Annotated in this window: 23 protein-coding genes; 13 read left to right on the forward strand and 10 right to left on the reverse strand. The window is 70.1% G+C overall.

The window, feature by feature from the left end; all coding sequences use genetic code 11:
- Positions 1 to 140 precede the first annotated feature (140 nt).
- Positions 141 to 3,083, forward strand: coding sequence for a S8 family peptidase (locus G9U51_RS17920; protein ID WP_207948369.1), 2,943 nt, complete (start codon positions 141 to 143; stop codon positions 3,081 to 3,083).
- 57 nt (positions 3,084 to 3,140) lie between these two features.
- Here G9U51_RS17920 and G9U51_RS15150 read toward each other — a convergent pair whose 3' ends face one another.
- On the reverse strand, positions 3,141 to 3,929 hold the full coding sequence (locus tag G9U51_RS15150; protein WP_166198125.1) for a DsbA family oxidoreductase: 789 nt from the start codon (positions 3,927 to 3,929) through the stop codon (positions 3,141 to 3,143).
- Entirely contained in the window at positions 3,868 to 4,320 is a 453-nt protein-coding gene (locus G9U51_RS15155) for a pentapeptide repeat-containing protein (RefSeq protein WP_166198034.1), read from the reverse strand. The genes G9U51_RS15150 and G9U51_RS15155 overlap by 62 nt, the downstream gene beginning before the upstream one ends.
- Positions 4,321 to 4,371: 51 nt before the next feature.
- Between G9U51_RS15155 and G9U51_RS15160 the strand changes: the two genes are divergently transcribed.
- Positions 4,372 to 4,728 carry an ArsR/SmtB family transcription factor gene (locus tag G9U51_RS15160; protein ID WP_166198035.1) on the forward strand — a complete coding sequence of 119 codons (357 nt, stop codon included), beginning with the start codon at positions 4,372 to 4,374 and terminating at the stop codon, positions 4,726 to 4,728.
- Positions 4,725 to 5,732: a cation diffusion facilitator family transporter gene (locus G9U51_RS15165; protein WP_166198036.1), complete on the forward strand. Its 1,008-nt coding sequence runs from the start codon at positions 4,725 to 4,727 to the stop codon at positions 5,730 to 5,732. Before G9U51_RS15160 ends, G9U51_RS15165 begins: the two co-directional genes overlap by 4 nt.
- Before the next feature lie 8 nt (positions 5,733 to 5,740).
- On the opposite strand, the gene G9U51_RS15170 is transcribed toward G9U51_RS15165, so the two are convergent.
- Together G9U51_RS15170 and G9U51_RS15175 are read right to left on the reverse strand one after the other, a co-directional pair.
- Positions 5,741 to 6,385, reverse strand: coding sequence for a response regulator (locus G9U51_RS15170; RefSeq protein ID WP_166198037.1), 645 nt, complete (start codon positions 6,383 to 6,385; stop codon positions 5,741 to 5,743).
- Positions 6,382 to 7,644: a sensor histidine kinase gene (locus G9U51_RS15175; RefSeq protein ID WP_166198038.1), complete on the reverse strand. Its 1,263-nt coding sequence runs from the start codon at positions 7,642 to 7,644 to the stop codon at positions 6,382 to 6,384. Before G9U51_RS15175 ends, G9U51_RS15170 begins: the two co-directional genes overlap by 4 nt.
- A 202-nt stretch (positions 7,645 to 7,846) precedes the next feature.
- Between G9U51_RS15175 and G9U51_RS15180 the strand changes: the two genes are divergently transcribed.
- Both G9U51_RS15180 and clpB read left to right on the forward strand, forming a co-directional pair.
- The gene (locus tag G9U51_RS15180; protein WP_166198039.1) at positions 7,847 to 8,593 is read left to right on the forward strand and encodes a DUF4352 domain-containing protein; all 747 of its coding nucleotides are present in this window, start codon (positions 7,847 to 7,849) and stop codon (positions 8,591 to 8,593) included.
- A 148-nt stretch (positions 8,594 to 8,741) separates the two neighbouring features.
- Entirely contained in the window at positions 8,742 to 11,318 is a 2,577-nt protein-coding gene (gene clpB / locus G9U51_RS15185; protein ID WP_166198040.1) for an ATP-dependent chaperone ClpB, read from the forward strand.
- Positions 11,319 to 11,403: 85 nt separating this feature from the next.
- On the opposite strand, the gene G9U51_RS15190 is transcribed toward clpB, so the two are convergent.
- Both G9U51_RS15190 and G9U51_RS15195 read right to left on the reverse strand, forming a co-directional pair.
- A complete protein-coding gene (locus G9U51_RS15190; RefSeq protein WP_166198041.1) occupies positions 11,404 to 11,898 on the reverse strand; it encodes a hypothetical protein in 495 nt (164 codons plus the stop codon).
- A gap of 83 nt (positions 11,899 to 11,981) precedes the next feature.
- Complete coding sequence (locus G9U51_RS15195; protein ID WP_166198042.1) at positions 11,982 to 12,833, reverse strand: alpha/beta fold hydrolase; 852 nt, start codon at positions 12,831 to 12,833, stop codon at positions 11,982 to 11,984.
- A gap of 37 nt (positions 12,834 to 12,870) precedes the next feature.
- Here G9U51_RS15195 and G9U51_RS15200 point away from each other — a divergent pair, with 37 nt between their 5' ends.
- On the forward strand, positions 12,871 to 13,545 hold the full coding sequence (locus G9U51_RS15200; RefSeq protein ID WP_166198043.1) for a YdeI/OmpD-associated family protein: 675 nt from the start codon (positions 12,871 to 12,873) through the stop codon (positions 13,543 to 13,545).
- On the opposite strand, the gene G9U51_RS15205 is transcribed toward G9U51_RS15200, so the two are convergent.
- Positions 13,532 to 14,503, reverse strand: a complete 972-nt coding sequence (locus tag G9U51_RS15205) for an FAD-dependent monooxygenase (protein WP_166198127.1) — start codon at positions 14,501 to 14,503, stop codon at positions 13,532 to 13,534. The two genes, G9U51_RS15200 and G9U51_RS15205, sit on opposite strands and share 14 nt — an antisense overlap.
- Before the next feature lie 108 nt (positions 14,504 to 14,611).
- Here G9U51_RS15205 and G9U51_RS15210 point away from each other — a divergent pair, with 108 nt between their 5' ends.
- Positions 14,612 to 15,334, forward strand: a complete 723-nt coding sequence (locus G9U51_RS15210) for an LppX_LprAFG lipoprotein (RefSeq protein ID WP_166198045.1) — start codon at positions 14,612 to 14,614, stop codon at positions 15,332 to 15,334.
- Positions 15,315 to 17,006, forward strand: a complete 1,692-nt coding sequence (locus G9U51_RS15215; RefSeq protein ID WP_166198047.1) for an MFS transporter — start codon at positions 15,315 to 15,317, stop codon at positions 17,004 to 17,006. The genes G9U51_RS15210 and G9U51_RS15215 overlap by 20 nt, the downstream gene beginning before the upstream one ends.
- Here the strand turns inward: G9U51_RS15215 and G9U51_RS15220 are convergent.
- Genes G9U51_RS15220 through G9U51_RS15230 form a run of 3 tightly spaced genes read right to left on the reverse strand, consistent with a single transcriptional unit; the run spans position 16,984 to position 19,801 of the window.
- The gene (locus G9U51_RS15220; RefSeq protein WP_166198049.1) at positions 16,984 to 18,465 is read right to left on the reverse strand and encodes a flavin-containing monooxygenase; all 1,482 of its coding nucleotides are present in this window, start codon (positions 18,463 to 18,465) and stop codon (positions 16,984 to 16,986) included. The genes G9U51_RS15215 and G9U51_RS15220 overlap by 23 nt on opposite strands.
- 11 nt (positions 18,466 to 18,476) lie before the next feature.
- Entirely contained in the window at positions 18,477 to 18,956 is a 480-nt protein-coding gene (locus tag G9U51_RS15225) for a DUF4190 domain-containing protein (protein WP_166198051.1), read from the reverse strand.
- 56 nt (positions 18,957 to 19,012) lie between these two features.
- The gene (locus G9U51_RS15230) at positions 19,013 to 19,801 is read right to left on the reverse strand and encodes an exodeoxyribonuclease III (RefSeq protein WP_166198053.1); all 789 of its coding nucleotides are present in this window, start codon (positions 19,799 to 19,801) and stop codon (positions 19,013 to 19,015) included.
- Between the two features lie 78 nt (positions 19,802 to 19,879).
- On the opposite strand from G9U51_RS15230, the gene G9U51_RS15235 reads away from it, so the two are divergent.
- Genes G9U51_RS15235 through pyrE form a run of 5 tightly spaced genes read left to right on the forward strand, consistent with a single transcriptional unit; the run spans position 19,880 to position 23,294 of the window.
- Positions 19,880 to 20,068: a hypothetical protein gene (locus tag G9U51_RS15235; RefSeq protein WP_166198055.1), complete on the forward strand. Its 189-nt coding sequence runs from the start codon at positions 19,880 to 19,882 to the stop codon at positions 20,066 to 20,068.
- Positions 20,065 to 20,829: an SDR family NAD(P)-dependent oxidoreductase gene (locus G9U51_RS15240; RefSeq protein WP_166198057.1), complete on the forward strand. Its 765-nt coding sequence runs from the start codon at positions 20,065 to 20,067 to the stop codon at positions 20,827 to 20,829. Before G9U51_RS15235 ends, G9U51_RS15240 begins: the two co-directional genes overlap by 4 nt.
- A complete protein-coding gene (locus tag G9U51_RS17925) occupies positions 20,793 to 21,926 on the forward strand; it encodes an AMP-binding protein (protein ID WP_166198059.1) in 1,134 nt (377 codons plus the stop codon). Before G9U51_RS15240 ends, G9U51_RS17925 begins: the two co-directional genes overlap by 37 nt.
- Before the next feature lie 10 nt (positions 21,927 to 21,936).
- Positions 21,937 to 22,713 (forward strand): SDR family NAD(P)-dependent oxidoreductase, encoded by a 777-nt coding sequence (locus tag G9U51_RS15250; RefSeq protein ID WP_166198061.1) that lies wholly within the window; start codon positions 21,937 to 21,939, stop codon positions 22,711 to 22,713.
- Between the two features lie 17 nt (positions 22,714 to 22,730).
- Positions 22,731 to 23,294 carry an orotate phosphoribosyltransferase gene (pyrE, locus tag G9U51_RS15255; protein WP_166198063.1) on the forward strand — a complete coding sequence of 188 codons (564 nt, stop codon included), beginning with the start codon at positions 22,731 to 22,733 and terminating at the stop codon, positions 23,292 to 23,294.
- Positions 23,295 to 23,305 lie beyond the last annotated feature (11 nt).

Consider the following 23,305-nt stretch of genomic DNA (forward strand, 5'->3'; position numbering starts at 1 on the left):
TGTCTACCTTGGAGTAACTTTAAAGTGACGCACGTCACTTCTATAGTTCTCGCACGGTCGGCGAACCCTGCCCGGCCACGACACGGAGGAAACACGTGCCCGACATCCCGATCAGAGGGCGGAGGTGGAGGAGCACGCTCGTGACGGCAGCCGTCGTCGCGCTCGCCGGCGGCGGCGTCGTCGCTGCTACGCCCGCGTCCTCCGCACCAGCCAAGCAGCAGAACGGCCGCTACATCGTGCAGCTCACCGGCGCACCCGTGGCGAGCTACACCGGTGGCGTCGCGGGGATCCCGGCGACCAAGCCCGCCAAGGGCAAGAAGGTCAACCGCGACAGCGCGGCGGCCAAGCAGTTGTCCGCTCGGCTGAAGTCGCAGCAGACGCAGGCGCTCACCCGCGCCGGGTCGTCCAGCAGTGCCGTCGTGCGCAGCTACACCCTCACCTTCAACGGCTTCGCGGCCACCTTGTCGGCCGCGCAGGTCGCCAAGCTGAAGTCCGACGGCTCGGTCATGAACGTCTGGAAGGACGAGACCCGCAAGGCCGACACGATCACCAGCCCCGACTTCCTCGGGCTGTCCGGCTCGAACGGCGTCTGGCAGAAGCAGTTCGGCGGCATCCCCAACGCGGGCGCCGGCATGATCATCGGTGACATCGACTCGGGCATCTGGCCGGAGAGCCAGTCCTTCGCCTCCAACCCGCTGAGCGCCGCCGCCCAGGCGACGGTCAACGCCAAGTGGAAGGGCCGGTGTGACGCCGGCACCTCGGGCACGCCGGTCCGCTGCAACGACAAGCTGATCGGTGCGCGGTACTACGACGCGAATGCCAATGTCTACCCCTTCGAGTTCCGCAGCCCGCGGGACTACAACGGGCACGGCACGCACACCGCCTCGACCGCCGCTGGCAACAACAATGTCACCGCGGTCATCAACGGTGCCGAGGTCGGCAAGGCCAGCGGTATGGCGCCGGCCGCGCGGATCGCGGCATACAAGGCCCTGTGGGCGACCCCCGACGGCAGCGCGAGCGGCTCGACGAGCGACCTGGTCGCTGCGATCGACGACGCGGTCGGTGACGGGGTCGACGTCATCAACTACTCGATCTCGGGTTCCTCGACGTATGTCGTGACCCCTGACGAGCTGGCCTTCCTGAGCGCGGCCGACGCTGGTGTCTTCGTCGCGACCTCGGCGGGCAACTCCGGTGACACGATCGGCACCTCCAGCGTCGCGCACAACTCGCCGTGGACCATGACGGTCGCGGCCAGCACTCAGGCGCGCGGCATGGCCAAGACGGTCACCCTCGGCAACGGCCAGAAGTACACCGGTGTCGGCGTCGGCCCGGGCGTCGGCCCGAAGCCGCTGATCGACGCGGCGACCGCGGCGCTGCCGGGCGTTTCCGCGCAGGCCGCCGAGCGGTGCTTCAGCGACGCCGACCAGAACTCCGCCAATGGCACCCAGCCGGCGCTCGACCCGGCGAAGGTCAAGGACAAGATCGTCCTGTGCACGCGCGGCACGAACGCCCGGCTCGACAAGAGCCTCGCGGTCAAGAACGCCGGCGGCGCGGGCATGATCCTCGGCAACCCGTCGGCCGGGCAGTCGCTCGACGCGGACTACCACTACGTGCCGTCGATCCACGTCGACAATGTCGCCTACACCGCGATCAAGGCGTATGCCGCGACGACCAACCCGACGGCGACGATCTCCGCGGTGGACACCAGTCCCGCGCGGGCGCCGCAGATGGCGGCGTTCTCGTCCTACGGTCCGGCGCTCGCCGGTGGTGGTGACCTGCTCAAGCCGGATATCACCGCTCCGGGCGTCAGCATCATCGCGGCCGTCGCGCCTCCGGGCAACGAGGGCAACAACTTCTCGGCCTACTCCGGCACCTCGATGTCGGCGCCGCATATCGCCGGCATCGCGCTGCTGATCAAGCAGAAGCACCCGGACTGGTCGCCCGCGGCGGTCAAGTCGGCGATGATGACGACGGCGACGACGCTGGACAACCAGGGCAAGCCGATCCAGCGCGGCGGCAAGGACGCTACCCCGCTCGACTACGGTGCGGGCCACGTCCGCCCGGCCCCGGCCTTCGAGCCCGGCCTGGTCTACGACGCCGGTTACACCGACTGGTTGAAGTACGCCTGCGGCATCGGCCAGCTGCAGCTGGTCGCGGCCGAGGGCACCTGCGACCGGATCGGCTCGACCGACCCGAGCGATCTCAACTACCCGAGCATCGCGGTGGGTGACCTCGCCGGCCAGCAGACGGTGACCCGCACGGTGACCAATGTCGAGAAGCGCGCCACGCAGTACCAGGCTCGCGTCCAGGCTCCGGCCGGTTTCACCGCCACGGTGTCGCCGAGCAAGATCACCGTCCCGCCGGGCCAGTCGCGCACCTTCACGGTGACGCTGACCCGCACGACGGCGGCATACGGCTCATGGTCGTTCGGTGCGCTGACCTGGGTCGGCAACCGCGGCCAGGAGGTCCGCAGCCCGATCGCGGTGCGGGCGGTCGCCCTGGCGGCGCCGAAGGAGATCGTCGGCACCGGCACCTCCGGTTCGCAGGCGGTCACCGTGACCCCGGGCTTCACCGGCACGCTGACGACCACGCCTGCGGGCCTGGTCGCCTCGCAGGTGAAGGTCGCGAACTCGACCACCGACCAGGACGGTTCGGTGACCTACACCGTGCCGGCCGGGACCAAGGTGGCCCGGTTCGCCACCTATGACGCGGACGTGCCGGCCGGCACGGACGTCGACCTCACGGTCCTCTACAACGGTCGCGTGGTCGGCACCAGCGGCGGCGGCACCTCCGAGGAGCAGGTGACGCTGAACAATCCGCCCGCCGGCACCTACACCGTGGTCGTCGACCTGTATGCCGGGCCGCCGAGCCTGGCCGTGAAGGTGCACGGTTTTGCGGTGGGCAGCACGGCGGCGGGCAACCTGACCGCCACGCCGGCCAGCCAGCCGGTGACGATGGGTCAGAAGGCCACCGTCACGGCCGCCTGGTCGGGACTCACCGCAGGGCAGCGTTATCTCGGCCTGCTGTCGTACAGCGACGGCTCGGGCGAGATCGGCCGCACCCTGGTGACGGTCAACCCGTAACACCGCAGTGACAGTGCTGCCCCGGCCGATCTCGGCCGGGGCAGCACTGTTGGGTGTTCAGGCCGGGTCGCAGCCGTCCGGGCCGCAGACTGCACCCTCGGCGACCGGCATCACGAGCGGATGGGCGTCGGCCCAGGCATGCTCGAGCGCGGAGGTGAACGCCTCGGCCGGCTGGGCGCCGGAGACCCCGAACTTCTCGTCGATGACGAAGAAGGGCACACCCTGGATGCCGTAGGCGCGGGCCTTGGCGAAGTCGGCCTCGACCTCGGCGGCCAGTTCCGGGTCGTCGAGGGCGGCATGGGCCTCGTCGGCGTCCAGCCCGTGGGCGGCGCCGATCGCGACCAGCGCGTCCGGGTCACCGATGTCGACGCCGCGCTCGAAGTGTGCGGACAGCAGGTCCTCCTTGACCGCGTCCGCGACCCCGTGGCGGGCGGCGAGGTGCAGCAGCCGGTGGGCGCGCAGGCTGTTGGCGACGACGAGGTTGTCGAAGTCATAGTCGAGCCCGACCTCGGCGGCCTGCTGCGTGACGTGGGCGGTCATCCGCTCGACCGCGGCGCGTGGCATGCCCTTGCGCTCGGACAGATAGTCGACCTCGGTGCCGTCGTAGTGCTCGGGCAGTGTCGGGTCGAGTTGATAGCTGTGCCAGGCGATCTCCACGTCGTTGGCGTGGGCGAACGCGCGCAGACCGGCTTCGAAACGGCGCTTGCCGATATAGCACCAAGGGCAGGCGATGTCGGACCAGATGTCTACCTTCACGAGCGGGTGAACGCTTCCGCCGACGCGGTCATTCCGGGGCGCTGCCGCCGGCGGCGATGCGGTCGAGGTCGCGGACGGCGTAGCGGTGATGCTCCCATTCCTCCTCGAGGATGGTGTGCAGGCAGTGCAGGGTGGTCTCGGTGTGTTGCGGCGACCAGGGGTGAACCCGCTCCACCGTGAGGTCCTGCGGGGTGACCGAGGCCAGATAGTCGCGCACCATCGCCTGCCGGCCGGCGAAGGCCTCGAGCACATCGGCGTATGCCGGGGTGCCGCTCGTGAACACCGACAGGTCATAGCCGTCCTCGGCATACGGCACGACGTCGATCCCGTTGACCCACAGGCTGTTTCCGCCCTCAAGCAACCACGGCGCGTCGATGTCGGCGCCCGAGATCTCGACTCCGCGCAGCACGGCCTGGGACAGGTTGCAGCGGGTGAACCGGGCACCGCTCAGGTCGGCCTCGACGAACTCCTTGTCGGTCATGCAGTCACCGTGGCACGCGGCACCGACAACCAGCAACGCTACTATTTGCGCATGCATGCAAGTACGCATCCCCCGGTGTGGGGTGACGATGTCGTGACGCTCGCGGTCGAGGTGCTGCGGGTGCTCGCCGACCCGACCCGACTGCAGCTCGCCGGTCTGGTGCTGGATGAGGAGAAGTCGGTGTCCGAGCTGGCAGCGACGCTCGGCAAGCCGACGCCCGCGGTCTCCCAGCATCTTGCCAAGATGCGGATGGCACGGCTGGTCACCACCCGCAAGGTCGGCACCTCGGTGCTCTACCGGGTGGAGAACGGTCATGTCCGCCAGCTCGTCATCGACGCCGTCGGACACGTCGAGCACCTGCTCGACGATGTCCCCGCGCACCACCGGCTGAAGGGAGTCGTCTCGTGACCGGCCACGACCACGACCACCACGATCACCACGAGCACGACCACGGCGGTCCGCTCGCCCGTCTCCGGCATGTCCTCGGCGACCTTTTCGGCGGCCACTCACACGACACCGCCGACCAGGTCGACGAGGCCCTCGAAGCCGACGCGCGCGGCCGGCGCGCGTTGTGGCTCAGCCTCGCCGCGCTCGCCGTCACCGCCCTGCTGCAGGGCGTGGTGGTTGTCTTCACCGGCTCGGTCGCGCTGCTCGGTGACACCATGCACAACGTGGCCGACGCGGCGACGGCGATCCCGCTGCTGATCGCCTTCTGGCTGGCGCGTCGGCCGGCCAATGACAAATACACCTATGGCTACGGCCGCGCCGAGGATCTGGCGGGCCTGTTCGTCGTCGCGATGATCGCGTTGTCGAGTCTGCTCGCCGGCTGGGAGGCAATCGACCGGCTGCTCAACCCGCGCGCCGTCAACCACCTGTGGGCGGTCGCTCTCGCCGGGCTGATCGGCTTCGCGGGCAACGAGTTTGTCGCGCGCTACCGCATCCGGGTCGGTCACCAGATCGGCTCGGCGGCGCTCGTCGCCGACGGGCTGCACGCCCGCACCGACGGCTTCACCTCACTCGCCGTCGTCGTCGGTGCGGCGGGCGTCGCGGCCGGTCTGCCCTGGGCCGATCCGGTCATCGGCCTGCTCATCGCCCTGGCGATCCTCGGGGTGCTGCGCTCGGCGGTCGCCCAGGTCGGTGCCCGACTGATGGACGCGGTCAACCCCGAACTCGTCACGCGGGCGCGCGGAGCGATCGCCGACACCGACGGCGTCGACGAGGTGCGATCGGTGCGCTTGCGCTGGATCGGCCACACCCTCGTCGCCGAGGCGGATGTCACGGTCGATCGCACCCTGCCGATCATCGCCGGTCACGACATCGCCCACCGGGTCGAGCACCAGCTGCGCGATCGGTTGCCGCGGCTGGCCACCGCGACCGTCCACGTCAGCCCGGCCGGGGCGCACGGCGGCTGACGGGTCGGTCAGACCAGGCCGGCCTTCGCGACGAGCACCGCCAGCTCGACCCGGCCGGTGACGCCGAGTTTGCGCTGCGCCGACTGCAGGTGTGTCTTCACCGTCGCCTCGGACAGGAAGAGCCGGCCGCCGATCTCGGCGTTGTTGCCACCGCGGGCCAGCTCGATGACCACCTCGCGCTCGCGCGGCGACAGCGCTGCGAGCTGCCCGGCGGCGGTGCTCCGCTCGGCTTGCGCCCGGGCGACCGAGTCGAAGACGGCCGGCACCTTGGCGGGCGTGAGCACGCCACGACCGGCATACACATCGCGGATCGCCTGGGCGATCCGGTCGGGGTCATCCGCCTTGAGCAGGAAGCCGTCCGCACCGGCATTGATCGCCTCCACGACCAGTTCGTCGGTGTCCCAGGTGGTCAGCATGATGATCCGCGGCGGCCCCGGCAGCCGGCGCAGCTGGCGGGTGGTCTCGATGCCGTCCTGGCGCGGCATCCGCACGTCGAGCAACACCACGTCGGGCCTCGTCGTGCGCACCGCGGCGGCCGCCTCGTCGCCGTCATGTGCCTCGCCGACCACCTCCAGGTCGGCATAGGCACCGAGCATCAGGCGCAGCCCGGCGCACAACAGCGGGTCGTCGTCGACGAGCAGGACCTTAATCATCGTGGACCTCCTGGGTGGACACCTTCGCCGGGCCCGGCCCAGGGGATGCGCACGAGCGAGCGAAACGCGCCCTGCTCGTCGACCCACACCCAGGACTGACCGCCACACTGCTGGGCCCGCTCGTGCAGGCCGGTCAGCCCGTTGCCCGGGCTGAACGGTGCGCGTCGGCGGTCGGGCAGGAAGTTCGTGGTCGAGATCTCGATGCCCGAGCTCGGGCGGGCGTCGATGTGCAACCGGATGCCGACGCCGGGGGCGTGCCGGCGTGCGTTGGTGAGCAACTCCTGGGTGATCCGGTATGCCGAGTGGCTCAGCAATTCGTCGAGCGGCGCCGATTCGTCGACATAGATGGAGGACGACACCGGGCTGCCCGCTGCGAGGCTCTCGTCGATCAGGGCGGGCAGATCGCGCAGGGTGAGCACGGGTCGGCGCAGGTCGTCCGAGGGCTCGCGCAACACACTGAGCAGCGAGCGCAGATCGCCCATCGACTGCTTGGCGCTCTCGCGCACCAGGGCGGCACTCTCGGCGAGGCGCGGGTCGGTCTGGCTGGCGGCGACCTCGAGCGCACCGGCGTGGATCGACAGCAGGGACAACCGGTGGCCGAGGACGTCGTGCACCTCCTGAGCGAGGCGCTCGCGCTCCTGCTGCCGGGCCATCTGCTCACCCATGCGGTCCAGCTTGGCCGTTGCGGCATCGACGCGAGCTTCGCTGTGCTGCAACGCGATTCGGCTTCGGCCGAGCTGAGCGAGCGCGGCCGTGGCGGCGATGAGAATGGCGACGATGACGACCTGCAACCACCACGGGAAGGACTGCCCGGCCGGGAACGGGAACAGTGTGCGCCAGAACGACGAACCTCCGGTGCCGTCCTTGGCGGGTGGATCGCCACCGGAGTCGCGCCATACCGACATCGCGACCGCCGCTGCCGAGAGGGCGAGGATCGCCCAGGTCTCGCGGCCCCGGCGACGCAACCACACGACATACAGCCCGATGAGCGGCAGCAGGCCGTCGATCGGCAGCGCCAGGGTGCCGACGCCGAAGGCGGTGGCGATCTGCACCGGCCAGCGGTGCCGCCAGGGGATCAGCGCGACCAGCCCGAGACCGAGCAGCCACCACAGCACCGACAGGCTGTTTTGGATGTTGCCCGGCTGGTCGTTGCGCAGGGCGAACTGCGAGATCGCGAGGGTGAGGCTGAAGACCGCTGCCACGACCAGCGCGATGGTCCGCGCCCGCGGGGACATCACCCAGCGAGGCATGCGAGGCATGCGGGGCGAGGCGATGGCGGTCATGACGCCTCAATCTAGGGCGATCGGCCCCGGCATACCTCCACTCTTCGGATAGGTCGGGCAGCCCGGTCTTCATCCGATCGGATGAGCGGGTCGAGCCGGTCGGCGGAAGTGTGGGACGAGGCTGCAGCGGTCAACTGGTGTCGTTCACCAATCCCGTTGTCCTGGAGGAAGATTCACCATGAACGAGCAGAACTCGCAGCAGCCGCAGCAGCCCTGGCACGGTCAGCCGCCCGGCTATGGGCCGAGCGCTCCGCAGGGCTGGCGCCCGGGCATGCCGCCCACCCCGCCGGTCAAGAAGAAGAACTGGTTCGTGCGGCACAAGATCCTGACCGGGCTGATCGCCATCCTCCTGCTGGGCGGCTTTGCCACCGCGGTGAGTGGTGGCGGCGGATCGAACTCGAGCAGCGACGACAGCTCGTCGGCCTCCGAGCCGGTCGCGAACTCGTCCGACGCGGGCTCGTCCGACGCGAGCGGCGCCTCGTCGGCGCCGAGCGCGTCCACCACCAAGGCCGCGCCGGCGGCGCCGAAGGGTCCGGGCATTGGCACCCCGGTGCGGGACGGCAAGTTCGAGTTCACCGTCACCAAGGTGCGCACCGGCGTCGCGTCGGTCGGCGACTCGAGCTTCGGCACCAAGGCGCAGGGCCAGTTCGTGCTGATCACCGTGACCGTCAAGAACATCGGTGACGTGCCGCAGTCGATGTTCGACTCCAACCAGAAGGTCACCGACAACCAGGGGCGGCAGTTCGCGCCGTCGTCCGAAGCGGCGATCTACATGGGCGACGACAACATCATCTTCAAGGAGATCAACCCCGGCAATCAGTTGACGGGCGTGCTGGTCTACGACATGCCCAAGGGCGCGGTGCCGGTCTCGATCGAGTTGCACGACTCGGCGTTCTCCGGCGGGACGAAGGTCGCGCTGAAGTAACCGGCCGCGAAGCGCACGACACGGAAGTTGAGCGGAATAGACTCAACTTCCGTGTCGTTGTCGTAACCAGTAGGAATGTCGTATGCCGGCGTCGCCCGCCACGCGCATTCCGTCCCATCTTGAGACCTGACCTAAGGAGCACAGACCGGTGGATCTTCAGCTGACGACGAAGGCGCAAGAGGCGCTGTCCGATGCCGTTCGCGCGGCCACGCAGGCCGGCAACCCGACCGTGGAGCCGGCGCACCTGTTGCTGGCCCTCGCCCGCCAGACCGACACCACGACTGCGCCGCTGCTGGAAGCGTGCGGCACCTCCGCCCAGGCCGTCGCCACGCTCGCGCAGCAGAAGGTCGACGCCCTGCCGTCCGCGGCCGGCAGCTCGGTCGCGCAGCCGCAAATGTCCCGCGCCCTGGTCAACGTGCTGGAGCAGGCGCGTCAGGCGATGAGCGCGATGGGCGACACCTTCACCTCCACCGATCACCTGTTGCTCGCTCTAGCGCGCACAGGAGAGTTCGGGCTGAACGCCGAGGCGATCGAGGCCGCCATACCGCAGACGCGTGGGGGTGCGAAGGTGACCTCCGCGGAGCCCGAGGGGACCTTCGACGCGCTGGAGAAGTACGGCACCGACCTGACCGCCGAGGCCCGCGAGGGCAAGCTCGACCCGGTCATCGGTCGTGACTCGGAGATCCGGCGGGTCGTGCAGGTGCTCTCGCGGCGCACCAAGAACAACCCGGTGTTGATCGGTGAGCCCGGCGTCGGCAAGACCGCCGTCGTCGAGGGGCTGGCCCAGCGCATCGTGGCCGGCGACGTCCCAGAATCGTTGCGGGACAAGCGACTTGTCTCCCTCGACCTCGGCGCGATGGTGGCCGGCGCGAAGTTCCGTGGTGAGTTCGAGGAGCGGCTGAAGGCCGTGCTGGAGGAGATCAAGGGCTCCGGTGGCCAGGTCATCACCTTCATCGACGAGCTGCACACCGTGGTCGGCGCCGGTGCGACCGGCGACTCCGCGATGGACGCCGGCAACATGCTCAAGCCGATGCTGGCCCGCGGCGAACTGCGGCTGGTCGGCGCGACCACGCTGGACGAATACCGCGAGCACATCGAGAAGGACCCGGCGCTGGAGCGCCGCTTCCAGCAGGTGTATGTCGGCGAGCCGAGTGTCGAGGACACCATCGCCATCCTGCGCGGCCTGAAGGAGCGCTACGAGGCGCACCACAAGGTGGCGATCGCCGACTCGGCGCTCGTCGCGGCGGCCGCATTGTCGGACCGCTACATCACCTCGCGGCAGCTGCCGGACAAGGCGATCGACCTGATCGACGAGGCCGCCTCGCGACTGCGGATGGAGATCGACTCCTCGCCCGTCGAGATCGACGAGCTGCGCCGCTCGGTCGACCGGCTGAAGATGGAGCAGCTGCACCTGGAGAACGAGACCGACGACGCCTCCAAGGACCGGCTGGAGCGGCTCAACGCCGACCTCGCCGACAAGCAGGAGCAACTGTCCGCGCTGACCGCGCGGTGGGAGGCCGAGAAGAGCTCGCTCAACAAGGTCGGTGACATCAAGGCGCGCATCGACGAACTGCGCACCCAGGCCGATCGCCTTGAGCGAGAAGGCGATCTGGGTGGTTCGGCCAAGATCCGGTATGGCGATCTGCCCGCGCTCGAAAAGGAGCTCACCGCCGCCCAGGAGGCTGAGGCGACCGCCTCGACCGCCGGTGGCGAGGGTCCGATGGTCAAGGAGGAGGTCGGCCCGGACGACATCGCCGATGTCATCTCGTCGTGGACCGGCATCCCGGCCGGCCGCCTGCTGGAGGGCGAGACCGAGAAGCTGCTGCGCATGGAGGACGTCATCGGCGAGCGGCTCATCGGCCAACGCCTTGCGGTGCAAGCGGTTTCGGACGCGACGCGGCGCTCGCGGGCCGGCATCGCCGACCCCGACCGGCCGACCGGTTCGTTCCTCTTCCTCGGTCCCACGGGTGTCGGCAAGACCGAGCTCGCCAAGTCGCTCGCGGACTTCCTCTTCGACGACGACCGCGCGATCGTGCGCATCGACATGTCGGAGTACTCCGAGCGGCACGCCGTCGCGCGGCTGATCGGTTCGCCTCCCGGCTATGTCGGCTACGAGGAGGGCGGCCAGCTGACCGAGGCGGTGCGGCGCCGGCCCTACTGCGTCGTGCTGCTCGATGAGGTCGAGAAGGCCCACCCGGAGACCTTCGACATCCTGTTGCAGGTGCTCGACGACGGCCGGCTCACCGATGGTCAGGGCCGCACGGTCGACTTCCGCAACGTCATCTTGATCATGACCAGCAACCTCGGCTCGCAGTTCCTCATCGACCCCTCGCTGTCGCCGGAGCAGAAGAAGGACTCGGTGATGAGCGCGGTGCGCGCGTCCTTCAAGCCGGAGTTCCTCAACCGGCTGGACGAGATCGTGATCTTCGACCCGCTGACCAGGGACGAGCTCGGCCGCATCGTCGACCTGGCCGTCTCGGCGGTCTCGCGGCGACTCGCCGACCGGCGGATCACCCTCACCGTCACCGAGCCCGCCCGCAAGTGGCTGGCCGACACCGGTTACGACCCGGCATACGGCGCCCGTCCGCTGCGCCGCCTGGTGCAGAAGGAGATCGGTGACCGGCTGGCGATGGCGCTGCTCGGCGGCAAGGTCCGCGACGGCGAGGACGTCACGGTCGAGATGAACGCTGACGACAACGGGCTGGAGGTCAAGACCGCCAACTAGAGCCACTCCTCCGCGCGAAACGTCAGTAATGCCTCGCGAAACGTCAGTAGTGCCTCGCGAGACGTCACCAAATCCTCGCGAGACGTCACCTCAGCAGCAGGAGCGCGGCGAGCGCGAGCAGCGGCGGGGCGAGCGCCAGGACGGGGATCCAGCGCCGCCCGGCCCCCGCCCGGAGCATTACGCCCCCGGCGATCGTCATCAGCAGCAGCGGCAGTCCCAGGTAAGTCATCCAGGTGGCAGCTCGGACGAAGGCCGGCCCGGCGGGTTCGAGTCGGGCGCTGAAACTCTGGTAACCGCTCCCGCGTGCCGGCAGGAACCAGAAGGCGGCGCCAGCCCAGAACGTGCCGGCCGCGATCTGCAGCACCGACGCGGTGAGCGCGCGACCCCCGCCGGAGGCGCGCCACAGGATGATCGCTCCGATCAGGATCACGAATCCACCGATCGGCAGCCACCCCAGCATTGTCCGCATCGCGTCGCTGAGCCCGCTCGTCCCGATGCTCGTGAGGATGGCGTGTCCCCAGCGCACCGTCGCGGCGATCCCCAGCCCGAAACTCACCACGGCCACCCCCAGCAACGTCACGGGTGCCGGCTCGCGCGGATTTGGTGACGTTTCGCGAGGATTTGGTGACGTTTCGCGAGGCATTACTGACGTTTCGCGGGGATTTACTGACGTTTCGCGGGGTCGGTGAGGGTGGCGGCGACGAGCTCGGGGCGTTCGAGGGGAAGCATGTGGCCCGCCCGCGGCACGATCTCCAGGTGCGCCTCCGGCATCCGCTCGGCCATTCGACGGGCCAGCCCCTTAGGCGTGAGCTTGTCGAGCTCACCGACCAGGATCGTCGTCGGGATCGGGGCGAGATGCTGCAGCGCCTCGCGTTCGTCGTGCTGCATGAGTGCTCCGTAGAACGACCCATAGGTCACCATCGTCGTGCGTGCCGACAGTTGCCGCGCGAGTCGCACGTCCTCCTCGCGCGGGTCCTCGCCGAAGGTGTAGCTGCGGGTCCGCTTGGTGCTGACCAGCCGGCCGAGCTTGGTTCGGGTCGGCAGCAGCGACATCGCCCGCATGATCTGCGCCTCTGCGGGTAGTCCCGCACCGCGCAGTTCACCGGCCGCCGTCCCGATGAGCGAGACCCGATCGATGCGCGCCAAAGCCTCGGGGCCGGCCAGCCCGGCATACGCCATGACCGTCATGCCACCCATCGAATGGCCGCCGAGCACCAGCCGTCCCTCCGGAGCGGTCGCGGCGATGACCTCGGCCAGATCGCGGCCGAGCCGCTTGATCGACTCCCCGCGCGAGCGGTGCGTGCCCCCGGCGAGCGTGGACCGGCCGTGTCCGCGCTGGTCGTAGGTGACGACCCGCGCGTCCGGGCCGAGCGCGTCGAGCACGCGGTGCCACACCTGGTGGCTGTTGGTCCAGCCGTGCGCGAGCACGATGGTCGGGCCCTCGCCCTCCCGGACGAAGGTGGCGAGGCGGGCACCGTCGGAGGTCCGCACAGTGCGGCGAATCGGGTCGGGCATGGTGGGCAGCTTCGCAGATCCGTGTCACGCTGCGGAGATGAATCGGCCAGAACGTGAGCCAGGTCGCCCCGGTGGCTCCGCGGAGCGCCCGGCCCGCTTCTTCACCGACGCGGCGCAGTGGCGCAGCTGGCTCGAGCTGCATCACGCCGACCGCACCGAGCTCTGGATGGGGCTGCACAAGAAGCATGTCGTCGATCGCGGCCTCACCTGGGCCGACGCCGTGCCGGTCGCGTTGTGTTTCGGCTGGATCGACAGCCAGGTCCAGACCATCGACGACGACTCGGTGCGCCAGCGCTGGACGCCGCGCAAGCCGGGCAGCACCTGGAGTGCGGTCAACGTCGCCCACGTCGAGCGACTGATCGCCGAGGGCGCGATGACACCGGCCGGGCTCGCCGCGTTCGAGCAGCGCCGCCCGGATCGCACCGGCGTCTACTCCTTCGAGCAGCCGGTCCGCGAGCTGCCCGAGCCGTATGCCGCCCGCCTCCTGGCCGATCCCGTCGCCTCGGCCTTCTGGTCGGCCGCGACCCCCGGCTATCGCCGGATCTGCACCCACTGGGTGCTGTCGGCCAAGCAGGAAGCCACCCGGGAGAAGCGACTCGAGCAGCTCATCGACGACAGCCGGCACGGGCGGTTGATCCCGAGCCAGCGCTACGGCAAGCAGCCGGCCTGGGTCGCCACAGCACGCGCTGCGCTCGATCTCACCGGCGACTGACCGCGGCCAGGGTCGCGACGTTCATCAGCCCTGCCGCGCCGAGCCGCGCGGCCTGGGTGACGGGCAGTCGGCGTGCCTGCCAGGTGGCGAGCGACCGGCCGGAGTTCAGCGTCGTGGCCAGCGACACCGCGTCCAGGATCGCGTCGCACCCGCCCCGCCCGAGGTTGGGCAGCGAGGCATGCGCCGCGTCGCCGAGCACGGCATACCTTCCGCGGATATAGCGCGGCATCGTGCGCACCGTCCACAGCCGGGTCGCCAACGTGTCGGCACCGGGGGACGCCAGGATCCGCCGTATGCCGGGGCTAGCGTCGGCATACCTCTCGCTCGCCTCGGCCAGGACCGCGGAGGGCGAGAGCGGCTCGGGGCCGAGGGTGCTGCGATGCGCGGTGAACCAATACCCGCCTCCGCCGACCAGCGGTGCCAGGCCGAAGAGGCGGCCGCGACCCCAGTATTCGCCGACGGCGGCCGGGTCGACGGTGGGCAGGATGCCGCGCAAGGTGACCCACGGGGTCTCGACGCGCTCCGCGGCGGGTGGATGGACCAGCCCGCGCACCCGGCTGCGCACCCCGTCTGCGCCGATGACCAGGGCGCCGTCGAGCACCGCCGGATCGGTGACGGCGAGGGTCCGCCGCTCGACCGACTCCGGCACGGCAGCGGCGAGCGCCGCCATGAGCTGCGGCCGGCGAATGATCTGCAGGTCGGGTCCGCGCAGTGGGACCAGCCGCCGGCCGGTGAGGGTATGCAGCGCGCCGACCGTCCGCCCATCGGCCTCGGGCAGCCCGGTCACGCCGATCCGAGCCAGCGCCCGCCGCGCCGACGGCCACAGGCCGATGCCCGCGCCGACCGCCTCGCGCTCCGGCTCCGCCTCGATCAGGGTGACCGCGAACCGCGCCGGATCGAGCGCCGCGGCCAGCGTCAGCCCCGCGATGCCGCCACCGACGATCGAGACCTTCTTCATCGCGGGGCAGTCTCGCACGGGCAACCAGGCAGGCCACTCAGGCGTCGAATAGGGCGCGTATCCACCGTTGCGCACGAAGCCCGCTCCTTCCGACGTTAGGTTGTCTGCATGCACTCCCGCGTCCTGGCCATTCCCGCCACCACGCTCATCGTCGCCAGCCTCGCCCTCACCGGATGCAGCAGCACATCGGGGAAGAAGGGCGGCGGCACCGGCTCCACATCGGTCGCCAACACCCCGCAGGCTCGCCTCGCCGCGGCCAAGAAGGTCGTCGACAGCACCTCCGGCTTCACCATCAAGGTGACCTCGGCCAATGTCCCCAAGACCGCCTCCGGTCTGCTGAGCGCCGACGGCGCCGGCACCCACGCTCCCGCCTTCAAGGGCTCCATCAAGGCCCAGGTCGGCGGCCTGTCGGCGGACGTGCCGATCATCGCGACCGGCGGCAAGACCTACGCGATCCTGCCGTTCCAAAAGACGTACAAGGCGATCAACCCCAAGGACTACGGCGCTCCCGACCCGGCGCAGCTGTTCTCCACCACCAACGGGCTGTCCAGCCTGCTGGTGAAGGTGACGGGCCCCCGCTTCGCCGCCAAGAAGCGCAGCGGCGCCGACATCGTCCAGAGCATCAAGGGCACGGTCTCCGGCGCCGACGTCAAGCAGCTGTTGCTGATGGGCGACGGCACCGGCAGCTACCAGGCCGACTACGGCATCACCGACAACAACGAGGCCCGCACGATGACCCTCACCGGGCCGTTCTTCAAGGGCGCGACCAACACGTCTTACACCATCCAGCTCACCAAGTACGGCACTCAGGTTGAGATCACAGCGCCCTAAGGGCCTGCTCGCCACCGCGTCGGTGGCGGTCGCGCTCGCCGCGGCCGACACCTATGTCGTCGTGCTCGCGTTGCCGGACATGATGACCGGCGTCGGGGTCGGCGTCGACGCCCTGCAGAAGGCCACGCCCATCGTGTCGGGCTTCCTGCTCGGTTATATCGCGGTGCTGCCGCTCATCGGCCGGTTGGCGGATCTCGTTGCGCGGCAACGGATTCTGCTGTGGTGCCTGGCGATCTTCGTGCTCGGCTCGTCGATCACCGCGGTTGCCGCCGAGCTGCCAGTGCTGGTCGCCGGTCGGGTGCTGCAGGGCGTGGGAGGCGGCGGTCTGGTGCCGGCCACGCTCGCGCTGGTCGCGGCGCTCTGGCCGGCGGGGCAGCGCGGCACGGCCTTCGGGGTGGTGGGCGCGGTCCAAGAGGTCGGCTCGGTGCTCGGTCCGCTCTTCGGCGCGCTGATCCTCGCGCACGCCTCCTGGCACTGGATCTTCTGGATCAACGCGATCGCCGGCATCGTGCTCGCGATCATGATCCGGCTCATGGGCGGCCGCGGCGAGCAATCGGCATACGCGCCAACGATTCCGCGCTGGTGGCATGCGCTCACGGCGCTCGCCGTCGTCGTCACCGTCGTGCTGCTCGGGCTCGCGCTGATCGCGCCGGAGGCGCTCACGACCTCGGTCCAGTATGGCGACCCCTTCGTCCCGTATGCCGGTCACACGGCCCGGCTCGCGACGCCCATCGGCCTGTGGGGTCTGGGTGCGTTGGCGGTGCTGCTCGTGCTGTCCGCCCGCTATTGGTGGCCGGTGCTGCGCCGGGCCGACCTCTTCGGCGCGCTGCTGATCGCGGTGGCGCTCGGTGCGCTGGTGCTGACCTTCGCCTCGGCCAACCCCGAGACCCAGGTCGTCGGCCCGTGGGGGCTGTGGCTGCTGCCGATCGGCATCCTCGCGGTCGTGGTCTACCTGTGGTGGCACCGGCGGGCCGCGACGCCGCTCATCGCTCGTGGCTCGGTGGTCGGCCGGGTGCGGCCTGGGCTGGCTGTCTCGCTGCTGGTCGGCACCGCGATCGTCGCCGTGGTGGTGGACATCCCGGTGCTCGCCCGGCTCACCGTCACCGACTCCCAGACCGAGGCGGCGATCATCCTGGTGCGCTTCCTGCTGGCGGTGCCGGTCGGAGCTTTGCTCGGCGGCTGGCTGCTGCGCCGGGTCGGTCCCGGTCTGGTCGCCGGGCCCGGTCTCGGCCTCGCCGCGATCGGCCTCTTCGGGATGTCGCGCTGGACCGGCAAGGCGCTCGAAACCCCGATGGCCACCGTGCTGCTCATCCTCGTCGGGCTCGGTGTCGGCCTGGCGATCGCGCCGGTGAACGACGCCGCGTTGCACGACGCCGACGAGGAACACCATGGCGTCACCTCGGCGCTCATCGTCGTCGCCCGGATGATCGGCATGGTCGTCGGGCTGGCGTTGCTGACCGCGATCGGGCTGCACCGCTTCTATGCCGAGATCGGCTCGCTCAGCAATCCCACCCCGGCGCAATACACCGCGGCAGGGGTCACCCAGGTGACCACGGTGCTGCTCGGGGCGGCACTGGCTGCGGCGGTCGCAGCGGTGGTGGCGGTCTTCCTCGGCCGGCGACCACTGCGGCATACCGCGGATTCGGAAACTACCCGCCCGGTGGTGTGGTGAACTCGTAGTCGACCATCTCGGGCCGACGCACCCGCCGCTCGTATTCCGGCACCGACCCCGGCCAGAGCACGTAGTTGTCGCCGTTGGTGTTGAGATACCAACTGCGACAACCGGTTTCCCACACCGACCCGTGTGAGCGCTGCTGCATCTCGGCGGTGAACGGCGCGACCACTTCGGGCCGCACTGCCACCACGGCAGCGCCGCGGCGGTCGCGCTCGGCGAGCAGCTTCATCACCAGTTCGACCTGGGCCTCCATCATCAGCAGCACCGAGGTGTGACCGAGCAGGGTGTTGGGCCCGAGCAGGAAGAACAGGTTGGGATAGTCGGCCGCGGTCACGCCGTAGTAGGTGCCCAGGCCCGCGTCGATGTCATGGCTCAGCGACGCGCCGCGTGCCCCGACCACGCCGAGCGCCCGGTAGGCGCCACGCGGATCGAAGCCGGTGGCCAGCACGAGCAGGTCGAGCTCGTGATGCGCCCCGTCCGCGGTGCGCACGCCGGTTGCGTCCAGCTGGGTGATCGCGTCGGTCACCAGCTCGACGTTGTCGCGCGCGAAGGCCGGGTAGTAGTCGTCGGACAGCGGGATCCGCTTGCACCCCATGACGTATGCCGGGGTCAGCCGGTCGCGCAGGTTCGCGTCGGACACCGCCGAGTGCAGGTGCTGGCGGGCGACCAGAGAGGCGGCCTGCATGAGCAGCGGCTGTTTGGTGAACCCCAGCGAGCGCGTCTCGGCGAAGGTCTTGAGCTTCGCCCGGTGGGCGCGCATCAGCCAGGGCCGCTTCTCGTAGGTCTGGGCGAGGGAGTCGGAATATTCGGGGTCGATCTTGGGCATCACCCAGGTCGGCGTGCGCTGGAAGACGCTGAGCCGCGCGGCGTCCTGCGCCAGCTCGGGGATGATCTGCACGGCGGTCGCCCCGGTGCCGATGACACCGACCCGCTTGCCGTGCACGGTGGTGCCGGGCTCCCACGAGGAGGTGTGCATGACCTCGCCGCGGAAGTCGGCCAGGCCCGGCAGGTCGGGGATCGCCGGGCTGTGCAGCTGGCCGACCGCCACGACCAGATCGCGGCAGCGCAGGGTCGTCAGCAGGCCGTCCGGGGTGGCGCTCACGACCTCCCAGACGCCGAACTTCTCGTCATACCAGGCGTGCTGGACGGTATGCCGGAAGCGGACGTGCGGTCGGAGGCGGTATTTCTCCACGACATACAGCAGGTAGTCCTGGATCTCGTCGCCCGGCGCGTAGGCGCGCGACCACAGCGGGTTGAGCTCGAAGCTGTAGCTGTAGAGATGGCTCGGCACATCGCAGGCCACCCCGGGATAGCGGTTGTCCCGCCAGGTGCCGCCGATGTCGGCGGCCTTCTCCAGGATGACGAAGTCCCGGCCCGCGGCCCGCAACGCGATGCCCATCGCGATGCCGGAGAAGCCGCTGCCGATGACGACGACGTCGGTGTCAAGGCGCTCCATGACTGAGGCCCTTAGTAGCCGCTGCCGCCGCGTGCGTAGGAGAAGATCACGTAGCCCAGGCTCAGCACGATCGTGATGGAGCCCACGACGATCGCGGCGATCGACAGTCCGCGCCCCTCACCGGTCTCCTTGGACTGGTTCAGCCCGACGACACCGCAGACGATGCCGCCGATGCTGAGGAAGCCGCAGCACAGACCGAGCACCGACAGCACCAGCCCGACGATCGCGACGACATTCTGCTTCTTGGCCTGGTAGGGAGTGCCATAGCCATAGGAGGGGTCATAGGGCTGCGGCTGCTGGTATGCCGGGGCCTGCTGATAACCCGGCTGGCCGTATCCCTGGCCATACTGCTGGCCGTACTGCTGGCCGTAGGGGTCCTGCGGCGGCGGCTGGTTGTAGGGGTCCTGCGGCGGCTGCTGGCCGTAGGTCTGCCCACCGACCGTCGGCACCGCCTCGGTGGGACGGTCGTGATTCGAGTTCTGGTCGGACACGGCGGATAACCTCACGGTCGGCTGGCGAACGGTCGGTTCAGAGTATGACCGACGCGTCAGTCGAGGGTGATGACAACCGGCGCGTGGTCGGATGCGCCCTTGCCCTTGCGCTCCTCGCGGTCGATGAACGCGTCGGCCATCCGGGCCTGGACCGAGGGCGAGCCGAGCAGGAAGTCGATGCGCATGCCCTGCTTCTTCGGGAAGCGCAATTGCGTGTAATCCCAATAGGTGTAGGTGCCGGGGCCGGGAGCATAAGGCCGCACGAGATCGGCATACCCGGTGTCGACGATCGCGGCGAAGGCCGCGCGCTCGGGCGGGGTGACGTGAGTCTTGCCCTCGAAGAAGGAGGGATCCCACACGTCCTCGTCGGTCGGCGCGATATTCCAGTCGCCGCCGAGGATCACCTGGGCCGAGCCGTCCGGGCCGAGCCAGCGCTCGGCGTCATCGCGCAGCACCTTCAGCCACTCCAGCTTGTAGTCATAGTGCGGATGGCCGATCTCGCGACCGTTGGGGACGTAGAGCGACCACAGCCGCACGCCGCCGCAGGTCGCCCCGATCGCGCGTGCCTCGGAGACGAGCGGGTCGCCGAAACCGGGCATCTGCTCGAAGCCGACCTGCACCTCCTCCAGTCCGACCCGCGAGACGATCGCGACGCCATTCCACTGGTTGAGACCGTGGTGGGCGACCTGGTAACCGGCGGCCTCCAGCGGCAGCAACGGGAACTGGTCGTCACGGCATTTGGTCTCCTGCAGCAGCAGAACGTCCAGGTCGTGCCGCTCCAGCAGGGCCGCCGCGCGGTCGATGCGGGAGCGGATCGAGTTGCAGTTCCAGGTCGCGATGCGCACGGGGTTCAGCGTAGGCGCAGGCGCCGACACGCACCCCGGCCGCCCGCGGTTGTCGGCGCCGCTGGGTACCGTCAGCGCATGGATGGGAACGCACTGACCGCGGTGGGCCTGTTGATGGTCGGCGTCGTGTGTGAGCTCGGCTACGGCCTCACCCATCTGAGCAGTCCGTGGGGCTGGGCCTACGTCCTGCTGGCGATCGTCAGCATGGTGGCGGTCCATCTCGTGTGGCGCTCGCGCGAGCAGTCCGACCACCGACAGCAGCGGTGACGACCGGGCCGGTCCTGATCACCGGCGCCTCGTCCGGCGTCGGTGCCGCCACCGCGCGCGCCCTCGCACCCAGTGGACGTCACCTCTGGCTGCTCGCCCGGCGCACATCCGAGCTGGAGTCCGTGGCCACCGACGTGCGAGCGGCCGGCGGCTCGGCGAGCGTGGTCACCTGCGACCTGCGTGACGACAACTCGATCGACGCGGCGCTCGCCACCGTTGCGGCCGATCCACCGGGGGTGGTCGTGGCGAATGCCGGTCTGTCCATCGCTCGGCGCGTGCTGCGCCAGCTCGACCGGCCGCACGACATGGAGCGCTCGATCCGGGTCAACTACCTCGGTCACACCCGACTGATCCTCGGCCTGCTGCCGGCGATGCTCGACCGCGGTGACGGCCGGATCGTCGCGGTCACCACCGTCGGCGCGCGCATCGCGACCCCCGGGTGGAGCTCGTATGCCGCCTCCAAGGGGGCCTTCGACATCTGGCTGCGCTCGATCCGGCCCGAGCTGGCGCCGCACGGCATCGGTGTGTCGATCGTGGAGCTGGCGCTGGTGCGCACCGCGATGAGCGAGCCGACCTACGGGGACAACCCGGCCGGCGCCATGTCGCCCGAGCGGGCCGCCGCCAAGGTGGTGCGCGCGATCGAGACCGGCCGGCGGCTGCAGTCGCCGGGGTGGGCGCGAGCCGGCGCGATCCTCACCGCAGTGGCGCCGAGCACCGGGCCCGCGTGGGTCGGGAGGCTGTCGCTGCGCCGCCGGCGATGACCTTCCTGCTCGACGCCGCGGGTGGGGTCTCACGCCGGGAACTCCTCGCCCACGCCGCGCACTGTGCCGCGGAAATCCCCTCGGGCACAAAGGTTTTCGTCGCGACCTCGAGCGTGCGCGGCACCCTGACCGCGGTGCTCGCCACGATGTATGCCGGTTCGCGTCCGGTCCTCGTCGGACAGCGCGGATCACCCGTCGAACCGGGTGCGGTGGTGCTCGACGACGAGCTGCGCGCCGGGCCGTTGCAGCTGCCCCGCCTGCCGCAGGGCCCAGAGCTCACCTCGTCCGGCACGAGCGGGTCGGCGCATCGCCACCGCCACGGCGTGCCGACCCCGCGCATGCTCGCCCAGCATCTGGCCGTTCCACGGGCCTTGCCGCGACGACCGTCCCGCCTCGGGGTCGCGGTGCCCCCGACGAGCAGCCACGGCTGGGCGGCGCTGATGGCCGCGTGGTGGCTCGGCGTCGGACTGCTGGACCTGCACCGGCTGCCACCAGCGAACGCGCGAAAACTGTTGTCGGACAGCGGGACTGACGCGATCACCGGCATACCGGATCAGTTGCCCGGCCTGCTCGTGGCGGGTGTGCGGATGGCGATCAGCGGATCCGATCGGCTCGCGCCGGAGACCTCGCGGGTGCTGTCGGAGCAGGTCGAGCTGGTCAATGTCTACGGCGCCACCGAGGCCGGGCCGATCGCGGTGGCCACCCCTGCCGACCTGCGGCGGGTGCCGGGCTGCGTGGGCCGGCCGGCGCCTGGAGTGATCCTGCGGATCGTGGGTGGTGTGCTCGAGGTGCGGACACCGGTCGGGCGCGGACGAACCTTCCGCACCGACCGCGCCCACCTCGAGCAGGGGCTGCTGGTGATCGACGGCAGGGCGGACGGACGACCGACCCGGCGCGGTGAGCTGCCGGACGTCGAGCGCACCGAGGCCGTCGTGCGCGCCCTCGCCGGGGTCACCGCGGTGCACTCTCAGTGGGCGGACGGCCGCTGGACGTTGCACGTGCAGGCGACCGCGGTCGGCATACCGGACCTGCGCAGGTGGCTGATCGCGCGCGCCGGGATTCGCGACACACCGGACGAGATCGAGATCGCTCCGTAAACTCAGCGCCATGCCCACAGCACTCGTCACCGGCGCGAGCGCCGGGATCGGCCGATCGTTCAGCACCCGCCTCGCCCGCGACGGCTACGACCTGGTGGTCGTCGCCCGCAATGAGCAGCGGCTCACCGAGTTGCAGCGCGAACTGCAGGACGCGCACGGCGTGCAGGTGGAGGTGCTGCCTGCCGACCTCGGCGACCGGCAACAGCTGCAGCGCGTGGCCGATCGCGTCGCCGACCCCGAACGGCCCATCGACCTGCTCGTCAACAACGCCGGCTTCGGGCTGCGAAAGTCGTTCGTGGGCAACACGATCGAGGAGGAGGAAAACCACCTGGACGTGCTCGTGCGGGCCGTCCTGGTGCTCAGCCACGCCGCGGTCCGGGCGATGCGCGCGCGGGGCAGCGGCACGATCATCAACGTGTCCTCGGTCGCGAGCTTCCTCGCCTCGGGCACCTACTCGGCGGCGAAGTCCTGGGTGACCGTCTTCAGCGAGTCGCTGGCGTCGGAGACCGCCGGCACCGGTGTGCGCGTGATGGCGCTATGCCCCGGCTTCGTGCGCACCGAGTTCCACGGCCGGGCCGGCATCGACGCCGACAAGGCCGCACCGGGCTTCATGTGGCTGGACGCCGACCGGCTGGTCGACGACTGCCTCGCCGATGTCGAGCGCGGCACCGTGGTCTCAGTGCCCGGCAAGCAATACCAGGTGATCCACACCCTGCTGCGCCACGCACCCCGCGCGATCGTGCGCAATCCGCGGATCGTCAGCCGGCACCGCCCCAACAAGTCCTGAACCCTAGGCTGAGCGCCGTGACCGACATCGCTGCCGACCGCTCCGCCCTGCTCGCCGCCATCAAGGACGACGCGATCGTCCACGGGCGGGTCACGCTGTCCTCGGGCAAGGAGGCCGACTATTACGTCGACCTGCGGCGAATCACGTTGTCCGGCAAGGCTGCTCCGCTCGTCGGTCGAGTCATGCTCGACCTCACCAAGGATCTGACGTATGACGCCGTCGGCGGGCTGACGATGGGCGCCGACCCCGTCGCGACCGCCATGCTGCACGCCTCCGCGGCGGCCGGCACCCCGCTCGACGCCTTCGTGGTCCGCAAGGCCGGGAAGGCCCACGGCCTGCAGCAGCGCGTCGAAGGTCCATCGATCAAGGGTCGTCGGGTGCTCGTCGTCGAAGACACCTCTACCACCGGCGGCTCGGCGCTCGAGGCGGTGCAGGCCTGCCGCGAGGCGGGCGCCGAGGTCGTCGCGGTCGCGGTGATCGCCGACCGCGACACCGGCGCCGCGGCCCGGGTGGCGGCCGAGGGTGTGACCTATCTCTCGGCATACGGTCTGGACGACCTCGGGCTGCCCCGTCAGGCCTGAAATCCCAGGTC

The organism is Metallococcus carri (assembly GCF_011440275.1).
GTDB classification, from domain to species: domain Bacteria; phylum Actinomycetota; class Actinomycetes; order Actinomycetales; family Dermatophilaceae; genus Metallococcus; species Metallococcus carri.